Below are 16,018 nucleotides of genomic sequence, written 5' to 3' on the forward strand. Positions count from 1 at the left end.
CGCACGACGGCGGAGCGCGGCCGGGGGCGCCAGCCGTACGGCGTACGCGGCGCTCACGTGCTTTCCGCGGGAATCCCGGCGAACGCGCCCCGCACAGTGGACCATCGTTCTCACCTGTGATCGTCGGCGGGCGACGCCGCCGGCTCCCGCAGGTGAGGCCGTACGGCCGACACAGTGCACGGCGATCCCGTGAGGAGCCCTCGTTGTTCAAAGCCCGCCGTTATCTGATGTGCCCACCAGAGCACTTCCGTGTGACGTACTCCATCAACCCCTGGATGGACCCCGGCAAGCCGGTCGACCTCCCGCTCGCGCTCGCGCAGTGGGAGAGCCTCCGGGACCGCTACCGCGCGCTCGGCCACACGGTCGAGGAGCTGGCACCGCGGCCCGGACTGCCCGACATGGTGTACGCGGCAAACGGCGCCACCGTCGTCGGCGGCCGGGTCCTCGGCGCCCGCTTCGCCCATCCCGAACGCGCCGCCGAGGCCGTCGCGCACCTCGACTGGTACCGCAGCCACGGCTACGCCGACGTGCGCGAGCCCGAGCACATCAACGAGGGCGAGGGGGACTTCGCGGTCACCGCGTCCTGGCTGCTGGCCGGGCGCGGCTTCCGCAGCAGCCCGCTCTCGCACGGCGAGGTCCAGGAGTTCTTCGGCCGCCCGGTGATCGGTCTGGACCTGGTCGATCCGCGCTACTACCACCTCGACACGGCGCTGTGCGTGCTGGACGACGCCGTGGACGGCGCGGTCATGTACTACCCGGAGGCGTTCTCGCCGGGCAGCCGGGCCGTCCTGGCGCGGCTCTTCCCGGACGCGATCGTGGCCGGGGAGGCGGATGCGCAGGCGTTCGGGATGAACTCGGTGAGCGACGGCCACCACGTGCTGGTGCCGCAGGCGGCGCAGGGCCTGTTCGAGCCGCTCCGGGCACGGGGTTACGAACCGGTCGGCGTCGACCTCGGCGAGTTGCTCAAGGGCGGCGGCAGCGTCAAGTGCTGCACGGCCGAGCTGCGCGACTGACCCGCGGGCCGCGGGCCGCAGGCCCCTGACCCACCGGCCGGCCCGGCTCCCGGCGATCCCGGGAGCCGGGTCAGCCGCCTGCCCCGGCTTCGGGCGCTTCCGGTGTGGCCGGCGTGGCCGCGTCCGCCTCCGGCGGCCAGGCGTCGCCCCACTCCGCGTCGCGGGCCGCACGGTAGAGCGGGCCGTGCCGCTTGCTGACGGTCGTGCGGCGCAGCTCGCCCTCGGCGGTGCACAGCTCCAGCAGCACCAGCCCCTTGCGCAGCTGCGGCTTGCGGACGACCCGCGCCCCGGCGGGCCGCTCCGCCTCCTCGCTCGCCACCGGATGGGGGCGCAGCGCCGCGACGTAGCTGAACTTCTCGTCCTCGTACGGCAGTGAGCCGCCCTTGACCCGCCGGTGCAGCGAGGAGCGGCTGACCCGGGCGGCGAAGTGGCACCAGTCCGTGCCGGGGGTGATCGGGCAGGCCGCGCTGTGCGGGCAGGGGGCGAGCACCCGCAGCCCGGCGTCCACCAGCAGCTGCCGGGCCTCCAGCACCCGCAGGTACCCCTCCGGGGTGCCCGGCTCGACGATCACCACGGCACGTCCGGCGCGTGCCGCGGCGGCGACGGTCTCGCGGCGGTCGGCGGGGGTCAGCTCGCCGAGCACGTACGAGACGGTGACCAGTTCGACGCCGGGGCCCGCCCCGGTGGTGGCGTCGGACAGCTCCCGCGCGGCGGCCGTGAGCGTCTCGGCGGACAGCTTCCCGGAGTGCCAGCGCGCCGCCCGAGGTGCCGCCCCGGCCGATCCGGCGGCCAGCTCACGCCCGAGCGCGAGGGCGGGCTCGGCCCAGTCGAGCACGGCGGTGCGGCGCGGCACGCCGCCGCCCTCGCCCTCCCCCGCCCACACGCGCGCCGCCGCCCACACGGCCGCGCCGGTACCGCCGCCCACGTCCAGGTGGGACGCCGGTGACCAGCCCGGCAGCCGGTCGGCGAGCGCCCCCAGCGCGGCGGCGACGGCCTCGAAGGTGGCGGGCATCCGGTAGGCCGCGTACGCCACCACGTCCGCGCGGTCCCGGAGCACGGGGGTGTGCGTCGGGGTGGCCCCCCGGTAGTGGGCGATCAGCCGGTCGACGGCGCCGGACGCCTGCCGGGCGGGCAGCCCGTCGAGGAGCCCGGCCAGTACGGCCCGGAGCTGCTCTTCGACCGGTGGGGAGGTGATGTCGTGCACCGCAGCAGTTTACGGGCAGTCCCGTCGCGCCTGGCGGGACGAAGGCGGAGGCGGGAGCAGACGCGCCCGTGTTCGGCACGGCCTGGGGCTGTGCCCGCAGCGCGGCCCCGGCGGCGCCGACACTCGCGCCGCGGGTCACCGTACGGCGCGGGCCAGCCGGGTCGCCGCCGCCGCGCGCGGCGCCGAGTCGGCGGGGCGGCGTACCGGGTGGACCGTGTTCGCCAGCAGCACCAGGAACGTGTCGGTGACCGGGTCGATGACCAGGCTGGTGCCGGTGAAACCGGTGTGCCCGGCCGCCCGCCGCTCGCTCATCGGACCAGCCAGCTCGCCCATGAACCACTCCTGTCCGACGCCGAACCCCAGCCCCGGCGGCGCCAGCAGCCGCGCCACCGAGGACGGCGCGAGGATGCGCCCGGTCCCGTACGCGCCGCCGGTCAGCAGGGTGCGGCAGAGCACCGCGAGGTCGTCCGCCGTGGCGAAGAGTCCCGCGTGGCCCGCGACGCCGCCGAGCGCGTACGCGTTCTCGTCGTGGACTTTGCCGTGCAGCATGCCCCGGTCCAGCTTGCCCCAGGGCCGGCGCTGGTCCTCGGTGGCCGCGATGTGCGGGCGCCAGCTCGGCGGGGGGCGGTAGCGGGTGCGGTTCATGCCCAGGGGGCGGGTGATGCCCTCCCGTACGAGCGCGTCCAGCGGCTGGCCCGTCACCAGTTCGAGTACGCCCTGTGCCAGCAGCAGGTTCAGGTCCGAGTAGCAATACGCGCCGCCGGGCGGGGTGAGCGGCTCTTCGGACCACAGCATGTCCGTACGGGTCTGCGGGCCGTGGTCGTAGAGCGGCAGTTCCGGCCGCAGCCCGGAGGTGTGGGTGAGCAGGTGCCGCAGGGTGAGGCCGTGTGCGGGCAGTTTGCGGCGGCCGAACCGGTGCGCGTAACCGGCGATCTCGGCTTCCAGGTCGAGGGTGGACCGCTCGACCTGCTGGAGCACGGCGATCGCGGTGAAGAGCTTGCTGAGCGAGGCGAGGTCGAAGACGGTGTCCGGCCGGGCGGGCGCCCAGCGTCCGCGCGGCAGCTCGACGCCGCGGTCCCCCTCCGGGTCGTACGCGGCGTAGCGCACCGCCCATCCGGCCGCGTGCCGCGCGGCCACGTACGGGCCGCGCCCGGCCACCACCACCGCGCCGGAGCACCAGGTGCCGGGCAGCGCGTCGACGCCCCGCACCAGCGAGGCCAGCTCGTCCGATCGCAGGCCCGCCCGCTCGGGGGAGCCCGCGGGCCTCAGTCTCGCGTACGCCACGGGCGGCACAGTCCCAGGAAACACGCCCCCGCGACCAGCAGCGCGCCGAGCTGTACGAGAACCATCGGCACCGCCGTCCTCTCGCCCGCGACGCCCACCAGGGGTGACGCGACCGCGCCGACGAGGAACTGCGAGGTGCCCAGCAGCGCCGAGGCGGACCCGGCGGCGTACGGCGTGCGCATCAGGGCCTGCGAGTTGGCGTTGGGCAGGATCAGCGCCATGCCGGACATCAGTGTGAAGAGCCCGACGGCGACGGGCGTCAGCCCGGCCGGGCCGAAGACACCCAGGGTCATCAGCAGCAGGGCGACGGCCGAACCCGTCACCACGCACAGTCCGAAGCTGATCACCTTGTCCAGGGAGACCCGGCCGACCAGGATCTTCCCGTTGATCTGGCCGACGGCGACCAGGCCGACGGAGTTGGCCATGAACAGCAGGCTGAAGGTCTGCGGCGAGGCCCGGTAGATCTCCTGCATGACGAACGGCGAGGCGGCCACGTACGCGAACAGTGCGGCGAAGGTGAAGCTGCCCGCCAGCAGGTAGCCGGTGAACACGCGGTCGGCGAAGAGCCCGCGCATGGTGCGCAGGGCGACCGGCACGCCGCCCTTGGCGCGCCGCTCGCGCGGCAGCGTCTCGGGCAGCTTGCGCAGCACGACCAGGAGCAGCACCAGCCCGATGGCGGTCAGGATCAGGAAGACGCCGCGCCAGTCGGTGAAGCGCAGGACCTGGCCGCCCAGTACGGGGGCGAGGATCGGGGCGGCGCCGGAGATCAGCATCAGGGTGGAGAAGAAGCGGGCCATCGCGAGCCCGTCGTACAGGTCGCGCACGACCGCGCGGGCGATCACGATGCCCGCGGCTCCGGCCAGTCCCTGGACGAGCCGGAAGAGGGTGAGCGTGCCGATCGTCGGCGCCACCGCGCAGGCGGCGCTCGCCAGCACGTACAGCGCCATGCCCGCCAGCAGCGGGCGGCGACGGCCGAACTGGTCGCTCATCGGACCCACCACGAGCTGTCCGACGGCGAGGCCGAGCAGGCAGGTGGTCAGGGTGAGCTGGACGGAGGCGGCCGGGGCGTTCAGCGCGCTGCCGACGTCCGGGAGGGCCGGGAGGTACATGTCCATCGACAGCGCGGGGAACGCGGTGAGGCTGCCGAGGATGAGGGTGACCAGCAGGCCGGTGCGCCGACGGGGCGTGAACTGCGGTGCCGCGGCGGCGCCTTGGCCGGAGCCTCGACCGGTGCGGGAATCGGCCGGTGCGCCCGGGGCGCGGGGCCCGCCGGAGGCGACGGGTGCGCCGGTGCGGGCGAGGGGCGGGGCGGGTACGGCGGCCGGAGTCGAGGGGCCGGGGTCGGTCATGCACCTCTCCAGGAGATTGTTAACGGCAGACACATTCTCCCAGGGAAAATCGCCCCGGCCCACCCGTTTAGACCGGTGAAGGTCAGACCGGCCTGAGACCTGCATCACCCGCGCGGGTGACGAACGACGCGGCGGTGCTGACCGTACCGCCGGGGGTGGTGACCTTGGACACCGTGCGGTAGTCCGCGCGCAGCTGCTCCTCGTCCAGGGTGACCACCACATATCCGCGCAGCCCGCTGTAGAACTTCAGGTGCGGATTGGCGGCGTGCATCTCGTCCCAGTTGTCCGGGCGTTCGGCGCCGTCCCTGCCGCTGGCGACCGAGGTGGTGACGAGTTCCACACCCAGGGTGCGGGAGCCGGCGTCGTCGTAGTCCTCCTTGAGGTCGAGCGCGTAGTGGACGTGGACGTCGCCGGTGAGCACCACCAGGTTCTCCACCCCGGCGCTCCGCGCGCCGTCGAGGACCCGCTGCCGGGAGGCGGGGTAGCCGTCCCAGGCGTCCATGGAGAGCGGGTGCGGTGCCGCGGTCCGGTTGCGGCGGCGGGCGAAGACCACCTGCTGGGGTACGACGTTCCAGACCGCGTCCGAGGTCCGCCAGCCGTCGGTCAGCCAGCGTTCCTGGGTGGCGCCGAGGAGGGTGCGGGCGGGGTCCTCGGACGCGGGGGTGGGGACCTTCCAGCCGTCGCCGTCGGCCTGGTCGTCGCGGTACTGGCGGGTGTCCAGCACGTCGAACTGCGCGAGGCGTCCGTAGCGCAGCCGCCGGTAGAGCTGGAGGTCGGCGCCCTCGGGGCGCTGCGGCAGGCGCAGCGGGAGGTTCTCGTAGTAGGCGCGGTAGGCGGCGGCGCGGCGGATCAGGAACTCCTCGGCGGGGCCGCCGCTCTCCGGGGTGTCGTCGGCGTAGTTGTTCTCCGTCTCGTGGTCGTCCCAGGTGACGATCCACGGGTGGGCGGCGTGCGCGGCCTGCAGGTCGGGGTCGGAGTGGTAGAGGGAGTAGCGCAGTCGGTAGTCCTCCAGGGTCTCCGTCTCCTTGTCGAAGAAGCCGGGCAGGACCTTGTCGGTGTACTTGCGGTCGCCGCCCGCGGAGTCGACGGCGTACTCGTAGAGGTAGTCCCCGAGGTGGAAGACCACGTCGATGTCCTTCTCCGCCGCCAGGTGCTTCAGTGCGGTGAAGTACCCCTGGTGGTACGCCTGGCAGGAGACCGCCGCGAAGCGCACCGAGCCGGGCCGCGCGCCGGCGGCGGGCGCCGTACGGGTGGAGCCGACGGGGCTGGTCCAACGGCCCACCCGGAAGCGGTAGTAGTAGCGGACGCGGGGCTCCAGCCCGCCGGGCTCCACGTGCACCGAGTGGTGGAACTCCGGGTGCGCGGTGACCTTGCCCCGGCGGACCGACCGGGTGAAGCGGCGGTCGCGGGCCAGCTCCCAGCGGACGGTCACCGGCTCGGCAGGCAGCCCGCTGTCCGCCCGGAAGGGCTCGGGCGCGAGCCTGGTCCACAGCACGACCGAATCGGGCAGCGGGTCGCCGGAGGCGACGCCGAGGGTGAAGGGGTCCTTGCCGATGGTGCGGGGGTCGAGCGCGGGCGCGGCGTGCGCGGTGTCGGGGAGGTTGGTGCCGAAGGCCAGCGCGGCGGCGGCCCCCGTGACGGTCAGGAACCGCCTCCGGCCCGGATGACGGGCCGCGGCGCGGAGTTCTCGGTCGGCGCTCACTGTGTGCGTCATGCCGCCGAGTGCATCGGCCGGGAACGGCCCCCCGTTGTCGCGTACGCGACAGAGGTATGGCCATCCGGTGGCGACTGGTGACCGGGCGGTGTCCCCCGGCGCCGCTCCCGCGCACGGGGCCCGGGCCTCTCGGAATACCGCGCCGCCCCTGACTGGTTCCTGGGGCCATGACCACACACGACGCCGCGACCGGCACCGCCGGCGGCCACGCCACCGCCGAGGTCCTCCGCTACACCGCCTTCTCCCGCTCCCCGGAGGGCGGCAACCCGGCCGGGATCGTGCTGGACGCGCGCGGGCTGAGCGACGAGGCGATGCTCGCCATCGCCGCCGAGGTCGGCTACTCCGAGACCGCCTTCCTCACCCCTCCCCCGCCCGGGCCGGCGGGGGAGGCGGCATCCGGACGCGCGTACACCGTCCGCTACTTCAGCCCGCTCGCCGAGGTGCCCTTCTGCGGGCACGCCACGGTGGCGACAGCCGTCGCACTCGCCGAGCGGGAGGGCCCCGGCGAGCTGCGCTTCGCCTCGCCCGTAGGAGCCATCCCGGTGACCGTCACGGCCGGCGGCGGCGCGGGCGGCACCACGGACCGCACCTCGGGCGGCGGGGAGCTGCGGGCCACGCTCAGCAGCGTCGAGCCGCACTCCTCACCCGTCGCCGACGCCGACCTCACCGAGGCGCTGGCCGCGCTGGACTGGCAGGGCGCCGACCTCGACCCCGCCATCCCGCCCCGGATCGCCTTCGCCGGTGCCCGCCACCTCGTCCTGGCCGCGGCCACCCGGGACCGGCTGGCGCGACTGGAGTACGACTTCGAGCGGGTCAAGGCCCTGATGCTGCGGCTCGACCTCACCACACTCCAACTGGTGTGGCGCGACCCGGACTCCGCCTCGGGCACGGTCTTCCACGTCCGCGATCCCTTCCCCGTCGGCGGCGTGGTCGAGGACCCGGCGACCGGAGCGGCGGCGGCGGCCTTCGGCGGCTACGCGCGCGAACTCGGCCTGGTGCCCGAGGAGGCCACCCTCACCCTCCACCAGGGCGCGGACATGGGCCGCCCCGGCGTGCTCGAGGTGGAGCTGCGCCCCGGCGACCCGCGCGTCCACGTCTCGGGCACGGCGGTACGCATCGGCTGAGCGCCCCTCGGACCGCCCAAGCGCGGGAAAGGCGGGTGCCGTTGTCAGTACCAGCCCCTACATTGGATGCATGCCGAGCTCTTCACCCCACCTGCCGACGCCGACGCCACCGTCCGCGGCCGAGGCGAACGCCGCGATCCGCGCGTTCGTCGCGGGGCGGACGCGCTGGGCTCCGGCCGAGTTGGCGGAGCTGGACAGGCTCCGCGCGCTGTGGCGGGCCGCCGTCCGCGCGGAGCTGACGAAGGCCGCCTGACCGGTGCCGGTCAGGCGGCCCGGTCAGGGCGGACAGGGCGGGCAGCTCTGGTCCTCGCGAGCTATCTGTCCTCGGCCCGGGGCTGGCCCGGCGGGATCTTCGTGTGAAAGCACTGGGGGCACACGTATCCGCCCTGAGGCCCGATCTGCACCTCGCCCCAACCGCAGTGTGCGCAGTTGAGAGTGGCGCGATCGGAGATGTACCGGGGTGGCTCCTTGGTCATCCGCTCGCTCCGCAGTTGTTGCACGACCAGCCGCCACCTGGCCCCTGAATTACCGTGGCTCCGCATTTCGTGCAGTTCATGATCCCCCCACCTGGTCAGTGTGGTCTGGACCAGCGTAACGGCTGTAGTCGCCACGAAACCAGACCGCCGCTCCGGCGCACCAGGACCGTTCGGAGCATCAAGGGATCTCCCTATGCCGCCCGGGGCGCATGCGGCGCCCCCTGGGCGCACGGGGCGGGCACAGGTGACCAAGAGGGCGGGCGGGGGGCGCGGCCGGGCGCCCTCCCCCGCAGCTTCCCACGCAGCCCGACACCCGCAGCCCGGCCGGGCAGGCCGGTCAGCGGGTGTCGGGCTGCGGGGCCGCCACGTGGTCCGGGTGCAGGCGTTCGGCTATGTCGCGGGCCTGGACGGTGCGTTCGACCGCGCTGGGCACCGCGTCGAGCCCGCCGATGAAGGCGAAGAGGTAGGTCATGGCCGCGTAGATGGTGCCGGGACTGGTGGGCGCGGGTGTGGTGAGCAGCAGCAGCGCACCGACGGCGGTGGCGGCGAGGAAGATCTCCGTCAGTCCCCAGGTGCGCGCCTCCGCGTCGGAGAGGCGGACCCGCAGGGTCGCGAGCCGCCGGAAGTGCTCGACGGCCGCCGAGTGCTGCCGGGAAGCGATGACGTCCACCTCCCGCTCGGCCGCGTCGTTGATGGCCGCGTTCAAGGTGGCGGCACGCCTGCCGTACCGCCAGTTCAGCAGGGCCACGGGCACCACGAGCGCCAGCGCGAGGGCGCCCGCGCGCGGCTCGTACGCGGACAGCAGGAGCAGCGAGCCGACGCAGCCCAGCACCGCGGTGAGCACCATGGGCACGTCGACCTCGAAGAACTCCACGAGTTCCCGCGCCAGCGCGGAGCGACCCGCCAGCGCGGCCGTGGAGACCCCGGCGCTGTTCCCGCGGCCGAGCATGTCGCTGACCGCCTCGGCGTAGAGCGAGGTGAACAGCCGGGTGTCGTAGGCCTGTCGGACCACGCCGAGGCCGGCGTGCGCCAGCCAGACGGCGACCAGCGGCACGAGTCCGCGCGGGTTGCCGTCCAGGAGCCTGTCGATCGCGTAGCCGACGGCCCACGGGTACGCCGTCTCGCAGCCCAGTTCCAGCACCGCCAGGGTGTAGGTCACCGCGATCCTGCGCTTGGCCCGGCCGACCACGGGCGGCCAGCGGTGTGCGGCACCCATCAGGGGCAGCCCGCCGCGTCGCCGAAGTCCTGGGCGAGGGCGGCCCGTACCGCCGCCAGCACCAGCTCCCTGGCCTGTGCGGTGTCCACGATCCCCAGCGCCCACCAGCCGTTGACGCCGTCCGCCGTGACGACCAGGCGCTCCGCGACCGGGCGCACCGTCGCGGCCGGGTGCCCGACGGAGGCCGCCATCACCTCGCTGATCTCCTCGATCCACCCGTACGTGACCTCGCGCAGCCGGTGCCGCAGCGCCTCGTCGAACAGGGCCTCGGCGTACAGCTCGCTCCACACCCGCGCGGTCTGCACCGCGAGCGGGTCGTCCGCGAAGTCGGCGGTCAGCGCGTCCGCCAACTCCCCGCCGAGCTCATGCCGTTGGGGGGAGCGGCGGCGCTGCTGCTCCGCCGCGCCGGAGGCGACGTAGTCCAGCACCCCGGCGAGCAGTTCGGCCCGGCTCGCGAAGTAGCGGTAGGGCAGCCCGACCGAGACCTTCGCCTCCCGGGCCAGGTCCTCCATCCGCAGCCGCCGCACGCCGGTGCGCGCGATGAGCCTGCACGCGGCGTCGAGGAGCTGCGTCCTGCGGGGCGAGGGTGCGTCCTGCGCACCGGCATCTTGAGTGAACATTCATTCATTCTAGCGGGCCCACTCCGAGCCACCAGTGGTTTTCCGTGGTTCTCCGGACCCGGGGCCTTCCGGGGCGAGGAGCGGGAGCGACAGACGAGTCGCGCTGTACGCCGGGTCCTGTCTCGGGCGGACCTCGCGGTCCGCCCGGAGGCGGCCATCCATCTACGGTCGCCGTCACCGGCGACCTCCAGCGGTCTACCCGCGGACTCGGGCGGGCCGCCCTCGATCATCCGCGCAGGGCTGCCGTCCTCGCGGACGGACAGCCCCTCTTGACCTTGCTCCAGGTGGGGTTTACCGAGCCGGCCAGGTCACCCTGGCCGCTGGTGGTCTCTTACACCACCGTTTCACCCTTACCGGGTGCCTCCGAAGAGACCCCGGCGGTCTGTTTTCTGTGGCACTTTCCCGTGGGTCGCCCCAGGTAGGCGTTACCTACCACCCTGCCCTGCGGAGCCCGGACGTTCCTCGGCGGAACCCTCGCGGATTCCGACGCGACCGCCCGCGCGACTCGTCTGTCTGCGCTCATCCTACCTGGGCGATCACTCGAAGGCGGACGTGTCCAGGTCGAGGGAGAACGGGGCGGGCAGCGGCATCGGCTTGCCGAAGGGATGGGTGACCACATCCTGGTAGTCGCCGCCCTTGGGGCCGCTGAAGAGGGTGACCGCGCCCCGGCTACGGTCCACCAGGAGGTAGAGCGGGATCTCCCCCTGCGCGTAGCAGCGGCGCTTGGTCTCGCGGTCGCGGTCGGCGCGGCTGGAGGTCACCTCGGCCACCATGGCCACGCCCTCGCTGGGCATCCACGATTCCGCTCCGCGGAAGAGGCGTCGCTCCGTGGGCGCCCAGGTGCCGTCGGGGATCAGGCGGTGGGTGAGAGCCGACGGCCCACCGATGATCTTGAGGCCCTTGTGGCCGGAGAACTGCATGTCCGCTGCGGCCCGCCGGGCCACCTGGTTCACGATCAACCCGATGTAGTCCTCGTGGTCCCCGTCCGGCGGTGGCGTCACGACGATTTCCCCCTCGATCAACTCGGCCCGGAAGCCTTCCGGCGTACCCAGGGCCAAGAAGCCCTCCAGCAGGACTTCTTCCTGCGAAAGCGGCTCGTGTGCCATGACTGCCATGTCACGCCCTTTCCTTGGTCGCGACCATGCTCGGGCGCCGAGGGGGTCGGCACCACCGGGAGCGGGTCTTCTCACTCGATCGTGGCACAGCCCGCCCGTCGTCGTCGGGCGGACGCGGAGGCTGAGCGACGCGGCGTCGTAGGGTGCGGGACGGGGCGCTGCCCCGTACCCCGTCGCCGTGAAGGAAAGAGGAAGACACGTGCTCGTGCTGCTGCCGCCGTCCGAGGGCAAGGCCACGGTGCGTTCCCGGTCCGTGCTGGACCTGGAGGCGCTGTCGCTGCCCGGCCTGACGGAGGCGCGCGCGTCGGTGCTGGCCGAACTGGTCGCGCTCTGCTCCGGCGACGAGGACAAGGCCCGCGAGGTGCTCGGGCTGAGCGAGGGCCTGCGCGGCGAGGTGGCGCGGAACGCCGGGCTGCGGACGGCACCCGTACGTCCCGCCGGGGAGATCTACACGGGCGTGCTGTACGACGCGCTGGGCCTGGCGACGCTGAGCGCGGCGGCCAAGCGGCGCGCGAACCACGCGCTGCTGGTCTTCTCCGGTCTGTGGGGCGCGGTGGGGCTGAAGGACCCGATTCCCGCCTACCGGTGCTCCGGCGGCGTACGGCTGCCGGGGCTGGGCGCGCTGGCGGGGCACTGGCGGGGGCCGATGGCGGAGGTGATCCCGGCGGTGGCGGGCGGCGGCCTCGTACTGGACCTGCGCTCGTCGGCGTATGCGGGTATGTGGCGGCCGGAGGGCGGGCCGGCGGAGCGAACGGCGACGGTACGGGTGCTCCAGTCGCGGATCGTGGCGGGCGTGGAGAAGCGGAGCGTGGTCTCGCACTTCAACAAGGCCACCAAGGGGCGCCTGCTGCGGGACCTGCTGGAGGCGGGCGCAGCGCCGCGTGATCCGGCGGCGCTGGCGCGTACGCTGCGGGAGCTGGGCTACACGGTGGAGGGCGGGGCACCGGCGGGGCCGGGACGCCCGTGGCAGCTCGACGTCATCGTGACGGACCTCTGAGCGGCACCTCGCTTGTTGCGTGATGCGCAACGCGCGTTGCGCGGTGCGCGCGGTGGCGGCAGGATGGCCGGCATGACCTCCCCCGCGCAGCCCCTGTCGTCCGTGCTCGACCTCGCCCCCGTCGTGCCGGTCGTCGTCCTCGACGACGCGGCGGACGCGGTGCCGCTGGCCCGCGCGCTGGTGGCGGGCGGGCTGCCCGCGATCGAGGTGACGCTGCGCACGGACGCGGCGCTGGACGCGATCGGCCGGATCGCGGCGGAGGTGCCGGAGGCCGTGGTCGGCGCGGGCACGCTGCTCACCCCCGAGCAGGTGCAGGCCGCCGTGGACGCCGGGGCCCGCTTCCTGGTCAGCCCCGGCTGGACGGACCGGCTGCTGACGGCGATGCGCGCCTCGGGGGCGGCGTACCTGCCGGGCGTCTCGACGACCTCGGAGGTCGTCGCGCTGCTGGAGCGCGGGGTGACGGAGATGAAGTTCTTCCCGGCGCAGGCCGCGGGCGGGGTGCCGTATCTCAAGTCGCTGGCGGCGCCGCTACCCCGGGCGCGGTTCTGCCCCACCGGGGGGATCGGTGCGGCATCCGCCCCGGAATACCTGGCGCTGCCCAACGTGGGCTGCGTCGGCGGCACCTGGATGCTCCCCGCCGACGCGCTGGCGGCGAAGGACTGGGCACGGGTGGAGACCCTGGCGCGGGCAGCAGCCCAGCTGCGCCCGCACGGCTGAGGCGCGGCGACCCAGAAGGCGGCCGTGGCGGATGCGACCCGCGAAGGCGGACCACGGGTGCGACCCACAGGTGCCGACCCGCGGGTCGCGCCCGCTCGTCACTCCGTGCGCAGCGCCGTGGCCGTACGCGTCCTGGCCGCCCAAACCGCCGGCAGCAGCGCGCCCAGCGCGGCGATCACGATCCCGGCCAGCCCCAGCAACGCCAGCTCCCAGGCTCCGTACACCTCCAGGACTGACGGCGGCAGGCCGGTCCCCACCGCCCGCCCCATCACCGGCAGTACGAAACCGTGCAGCGCGTACCCGGCCGGCACGCCGACCAGTCCGCCGAGCGTGCCGATCCCGGCCACCGAGGCGAGCACGAGGCCCACGGTCTGCCGCGGCGACATGCCGAGCGCCTTGCACACGCCCAGGTCGTGGACGCGCTCCCGGGTGTCCAGGACGACGGAGTTGAGCACGCCGAGACCCGCCACGGAGACCAGCATGAGGGTGAGCAGCAGCGCCATACCCTCCAGGACCAGGATCAGATTGTCCCGCTCCGAGGGGGAGTTGGCCATGGCGTGCCCGCCCAGCGGCTCCACCGTCGCGGCGAGATCCTCGGCGTACGCGGCAGGCGAGACGCCCGGTCGCACGTCGATGAGGAAGGTGTCGGGCTCGGCCGACGGGAAGCTGCCCAGATCCGCGTGGATCTTCAGCTGATCGCCCGAAGTGTCGAAGGCTTCGCCGACGATCCGCAGTGTCCTGGCGCTCTGCCCGGCGCTCTGCCGGAGGGTCACCCGCACCGTGTCACCGATCTTGGTGCCGGTCTGCTCCAGGAAGCGCGAGGGCACCACGACCTGCCCGGCTCCGGTGATCCAGCGTCCGGAGATCATCGCGTAGCTGCCGGGACGTGAATCGCCCTGGTAGAGGGTGGTCCGGACCGAGCCGGAGACCCCTGCCACGGTGACCTCCCCCTGGGTCGTGCCGTAGTAGGACGCGGCGCCCGCCTGCGCCTCGATGGCGGCGCGGATCTTCTCCGATTCCGGGGGTGGTGGATCGGCCCGGTGCCCACTGGGCGGCGGCCCCTGGGGGACCGCTGCGCCGCTGACGACAGTGACGGCGGCGCGGTCCTCGGGGTCCTGGGTGGCGACGATGGCGTTCAGGGACGCGGTGAGCCCCACCGCGAAGGTCGCTGCGACCGTTCCGAAGGCCACCGCGAGCAGCATCGCGAGGGCACGGACGGGGTGGGTGAAGGGGGTGGCCAGGCCGTACGTCAGCGCCCGCGGCAGCGGCAGCTTCCCCGCCGCGCGGTGCGCCCACCGGCCGCGTCCCGTGCGCGGCGCCCGGCCGACCGCGAGGGCCTCGACCGTACGCAGCCTCCCGGCCCGGAGCGCGGGGACCAGCGCCGCGGCCCCCACCACGGCCAGTGCGGCGGCGGGCACCGCCAGGTTCACCCACCAGGCCACCGCGAGCGAGGCGGAGCCGTACACCGACTCGGTGTCCGCCAGCAGCGGCACGGCGAGCAGGTTGCCCAGCACGACCCCCAGCGCGATACCGGCACCGGCCGGGATCAGCGCCTGCGCCACGTAGGCCCGTACGACCTCGCGCGGGGTGAAGCCGATGGCCTTGAGGATGCCGATCCGGCGCAGGCTGGTGCCGACCGCGCCGCTGACCACGCTGCCCACGATGATCACCGACATGACGAGGCCGAGCACGCCGAACGCGAGGAGGAACGGAATGGTCGGCGCCGCACCCTGGTCGGCGGCGCGTCTGGCCTCCAGCCAGGACTCGGCGCCCAGCAGCGCGCCGGAGGGCACGGCGGCGGCGAGCGTCTTCCGGCCCGCGGTGATCTGCGCGTCCGTCCCGGCGGAGTCGAAGCGGTAGAGCATCTGGCTGGTGACCGGGCCGTTCTTCGATGCCAGCACGCGGACCTGCGCGGGGGTCGCCCACGCGTCGGCGGTCCGGCCGGCCGACACGGCGAAGCCGACGATCGTCAGGGACCGGCTGCCGGCGGCGTCCGACGTCCGCAGGGTGGAGCCGACTCCCAGGTCGGGTCCGGTGAACCCGGCGGACAGCACGATCTCGCCCGGCTCCTTCGCCCATCGGCCGGACTTCAGGTCCAGCTTGTCCACGTCGCCGTGCGGTGCGGAGCGCCCGACCAGGGTCAGCCCCGGCAGCTGTCCGCCCTCCCGGTCCTGCGGGTGGAGCGACATGACCGGGAACGGCCCCGCACTCGCGGTGACCCCGGCCAGCCGCCCGGTGTCCCGCAGTTGCTCCGTACCTGCCTTGGCCGGATCGAACTGTGCCGTCAGATGTGCGCCGTGCTGCTTCTCGAAGGACCGCTCGAAGGGCGCGTCCGCGGCGACCATGAGCGCGCCGGCGACCACGGAGGAGGCCACCGCCATCATGGTGGCCACCGCGACGACCACCGTCTGCACCCGCCGCCGGGCGACTCCGGCGCGGACGACCCGGCCGAGCGCGCCGATGCCCCAGCCCTACATCGGACGGCCTCCGCCTGTGTGTCGAGGGCGAGTCGGCCGTCGACCAGATGGATCGTGCGGCTCGCGCACGCCTGCGCCAGCGCCGGGTCATGGGTGACCAGTACGAGGGTCTGCCCGGCGCGGTGCAGGTCCACCAGCAGCTCGCGTACGTCGTGGCCGGAGGCCGTGTCGAGCGCGCCGGTCGGCTCGTCGGCGAGCAGCAGCGCGGGCCGGTTGATCAACGCCCGTGCCACCGCGACCCGTTGGCGCTCCCCGCCGGAGAGCCGCCCGGGGTAGGCGCGGGCGTGCCCGGCGATGCCCAGCAGCTCCATCAGCTCACCGGCACGGGTGCTCGCCTGCTGCCGAGGGGTCCCGGTCAGCTGCGCGGGGAGCAGGATGTTGTCGGCGACGGTCAGGTCGTCGAGCAGGTTGAAGAACTGGAAGACCATGCCGATCCGCTCCCGGCGGTACCGGGCCAGCCCGTACTCGGTGCGCTGGTCGATCCGCTGCCCGGCCACCGTCACGGTGCCCTCGGTGGGCCTGTCCAGACCGGCGACGAGGTTGAGCAGCGTGGACTTGCCGCTGCCGGAGGGGCCCGTCACGGCGAGCGCCTCACCCTGTTCGACGGTGAGCGTGAGCGGGCCGAGTACGGGCGCCCCGGCGCTGTCGTACTGCTTGGCCACGCCCTCCAGTTGGATCACCTGGGTCATCGGGATGTCCGTCCTTCGCATCG

14 protein-coding genes and 1 other RNA gene are annotated in these 16,018 nt (G+C 74.0%); 5 read left to right on the top strand and 10 right to left on the bottom strand.

Going from position 1 to position 16,018, the window contains the following annotated elements; genetic code table 11:
- Positions 1 to 203 precede the first annotated feature (203 nt).
- The gene (gene ddaH / locus H299_RS0117570) at positions 204 to 1,013 is read left to right on the top strand and encodes a dimethylargininase (RefSeq protein ID WP_027749463.1); all 810 of its coding nucleotides are present in this window, start codon (positions 204 to 206) and stop codon (positions 1,011 to 1,013) included.
- Between the two features lie 70 nt (positions 1,014 to 1,083).
- Here ddaH and H299_RS34765 read toward each other — a convergent pair whose 3' ends face one another.
- The 4 genes from H299_RS34765 to H299_RS0117590 all read right to left on the bottom strand — a co-directional run bounded on the left by H299_RS34765 (position 1,084) and on the right by H299_RS0117590 (position 6,564).
- Positions 1,084 to 2,217, bottom strand: coding sequence for a small ribosomal subunit Rsm22 family protein (locus H299_RS34765; RefSeq protein ID WP_486587317.1), 1,134 nt, complete (start codon positions 2,215 to 2,217; stop codon positions 1,084 to 1,086).
- A 135-nt stretch (positions 2,218 to 2,352) separates the two neighbouring features.
- Complete coding sequence (locus H299_RS0117580; RefSeq protein ID WP_027749464.1) at positions 2,353 to 3,510, bottom strand: serine hydrolase domain-containing protein; 1,158 nt, start codon at positions 3,508 to 3,510, stop codon at positions 2,353 to 2,355.
- Positions 3,483 to 4,850 carry a multidrug effflux MFS transporter gene (locus H299_RS34770; protein ID WP_051262577.1) on the bottom strand — a complete coding sequence of 456 codons (1,368 nt, stop codon included), beginning with the start codon at positions 4,848 to 4,850 and terminating at the stop codon, positions 3,483 to 3,485. The genes H299_RS0117580 and H299_RS34770 overlap by 28 nt, the downstream gene beginning before the upstream one ends.
- A gap of 82 nt (positions 4,851 to 4,932) precedes the next feature.
- Positions 4,933 to 6,564, bottom strand: a complete 1,632-nt coding sequence (locus H299_RS0117590) for an alkaline phosphatase D family protein (RefSeq protein WP_027749465.1) — start codon at positions 6,562 to 6,564, stop codon at positions 4,933 to 4,935.
- 167 nt (positions 6,565 to 6,731) lie between these two features.
- On the opposite strand from H299_RS0117590, the gene H299_RS0117595 reads away from it, so the two are divergent.
- Both H299_RS0117595 and H299_RS34775 read left to right on the top strand, forming a co-directional pair.
- Positions 6,732 to 7,688 (top strand): PhzF family phenazine biosynthesis isomerase, encoded by a 957-nt coding sequence (locus H299_RS0117595; protein ID WP_027749466.1) that lies wholly within the window; start codon positions 6,732 to 6,734, stop codon positions 7,686 to 7,688.
- A 70-nt stretch (positions 7,689 to 7,758) separates the two neighbouring features.
- Entirely contained in the window at positions 7,759 to 7,941 is a 183-nt protein-coding gene (locus H299_RS34775) for a hypothetical protein (protein ID WP_037759440.1), read from the top strand.
- Positions 7,942 to 8,501: 560 nt separating this feature from the next.
- Here the strand turns inward: H299_RS34775 and H299_RS0117605 are convergent.
- From H299_RS0117605 to H299_RS0117615, 4 genes are all read right to left on the bottom strand, one after another.
- Positions 8,502 to 9,380, bottom strand: a complete 879-nt coding sequence (locus tag H299_RS0117605) for an ABC transporter six-transmembrane domain-containing protein (RefSeq protein WP_027749467.1) — start codon at positions 9,378 to 9,380, stop codon at positions 8,502 to 8,504.
- The gene (locus tag H299_RS0117610; protein WP_027749468.1) at positions 9,380 to 10,000 is read right to left on the bottom strand and encodes a TetR/AcrR family transcriptional regulator; all 621 of its coding nucleotides are present in this window, start codon (positions 9,998 to 10,000) and stop codon (positions 9,380 to 9,382) included. The genes H299_RS0117605 and H299_RS0117610 overlap by 1 nt, the downstream gene beginning before the upstream one ends.
- Positions 10,001 to 10,090: 90 nt before the next feature.
- Positions 10,091 to 10,508: RNase P RNA component class A (gene rnpB, locus H299_RS37640), an RNA gene on the bottom strand.
- A gap of 28 nt (positions 10,509 to 10,536) precedes the next feature.
- On the bottom strand, positions 10,537 to 11,106 hold the full coding sequence (locus H299_RS0117615) for a Uma2 family endonuclease (RefSeq protein WP_027749469.1): 570 nt from the start codon (positions 11,104 to 11,106) through the stop codon (positions 10,537 to 10,539).
- 208 nt (positions 11,107 to 11,314) lie between these two features.
- On the opposite strand from H299_RS0117615, the gene yaaA reads away from it, so the two are divergent.
- Together yaaA and eda are read left to right on the top strand one after the other, a co-directional pair.
- Positions 11,315 to 12,112 carry a peroxide stress protein YaaA gene (gene yaaA / locus H299_RS0117620; protein ID WP_027749470.1) on the top strand — a complete coding sequence of 266 codons (798 nt, stop codon included), beginning with the start codon at positions 11,315 to 11,317 and terminating at the stop codon, positions 12,110 to 12,112.
- Positions 12,113 to 12,184: 72 nt separating this feature from the next.
- Positions 12,185 to 12,829 carry a bifunctional 4-hydroxy-2-oxoglutarate aldolase/2-dehydro-3-deoxy-phosphogluconate aldolase gene (gene eda, locus H299_RS0117625; RefSeq protein ID WP_027749471.1) on the top strand — a complete coding sequence of 215 codons (645 nt, stop codon included), beginning with the start codon at positions 12,185 to 12,187 and terminating at the stop codon, positions 12,827 to 12,829.
- A 98-nt stretch (positions 12,830 to 12,927) separates the two neighbouring features.
- On the opposite strand, the gene H299_RS0117630 is transcribed toward eda, so the two are convergent.
- The gene (locus H299_RS0117630; protein ID WP_486587318.1) at positions 12,928 to 15,243 is read right to left on the bottom strand and encodes an ABC transporter permease; all 2,316 of its coding nucleotides are present in this window, start codon (positions 15,241 to 15,243) and stop codon (positions 12,928 to 12,930) included.
- Positions 15,210 to 15,995, bottom strand: coding sequence for an ABC transporter ATP-binding protein (locus tag H299_RS34780; protein WP_078512824.1), 786 nt, complete (start codon positions 15,993 to 15,995; stop codon positions 15,210 to 15,212). The genes H299_RS0117630 and H299_RS34780 overlap by 34 nt, the downstream gene beginning before the upstream one ends.
- Positions 15,996 to 16,018: the final 23 nt, after the last annotated feature.

The sequence above is a fragment of the Streptomyces sp. CNH287 genome, assembly GCF_000424825.1.

Coding starts and splice junctions, on each gene's coding strand:
- H299_RS34770 (WP_051262577.1), bottom strand. CDS start 4,850: ATGACCGACCCCGGCCCCTCGACTCCGGCCGCCGTACCCGCCCCGCCC.
- H299_RS0117590 (WP_027749465.1), bottom strand. CDS start 6,564: ATGACGCACACAGTGAGCGCCGACCGAGAACTCCGCGCCGCGGCCCGT.
- H299_RS0117595 (WP_027749466.1), top strand. CDS start 6,732: ATGACCACACACGACGCCGCGACCGGCACCGCCGGCGGCCACGCCACC.
- H299_RS34775 (WP_037759440.1), top strand. CDS start 7,759: ATGCCGAGCTCTTCACCCCACCTGCCGACGCCGACGCCACCGTCCGCG.
- H299_RS0117605 (WP_027749467.1), bottom strand. CDS start 9,380: ATGGGTGCCGCACACCGCTGGCCGCCCGTGGTCGGCCGGGCCAAGCGC.
- H299_RS0117610 (WP_027749468.1), bottom strand. CDS start 10,000: ATGTTCACTCAAGATGCCGGTGCGCAGGACGCACCCTCGCCCCGCAGG.
- H299_RS0117615 (WP_027749469.1), bottom strand. CDS start 11,106: ATGGCACACGAGCCGCTTTCGCAGGAAGAAGTCCTGCTGGAGGGCTTC.
- eda (WP_027749471.1), top strand. CDS start 12,185: ATGACCTCCCCCGCGCAGCCCCTGTCGTCCGTGCTCGACCTCGCCCCC.
- H299_RS34780 (WP_078512824.1), bottom strand. CDS start 15,995: ATGACCCAGGTGATCCAACTGGAGGGCGTGGCCAAGCAGTACGACAGC.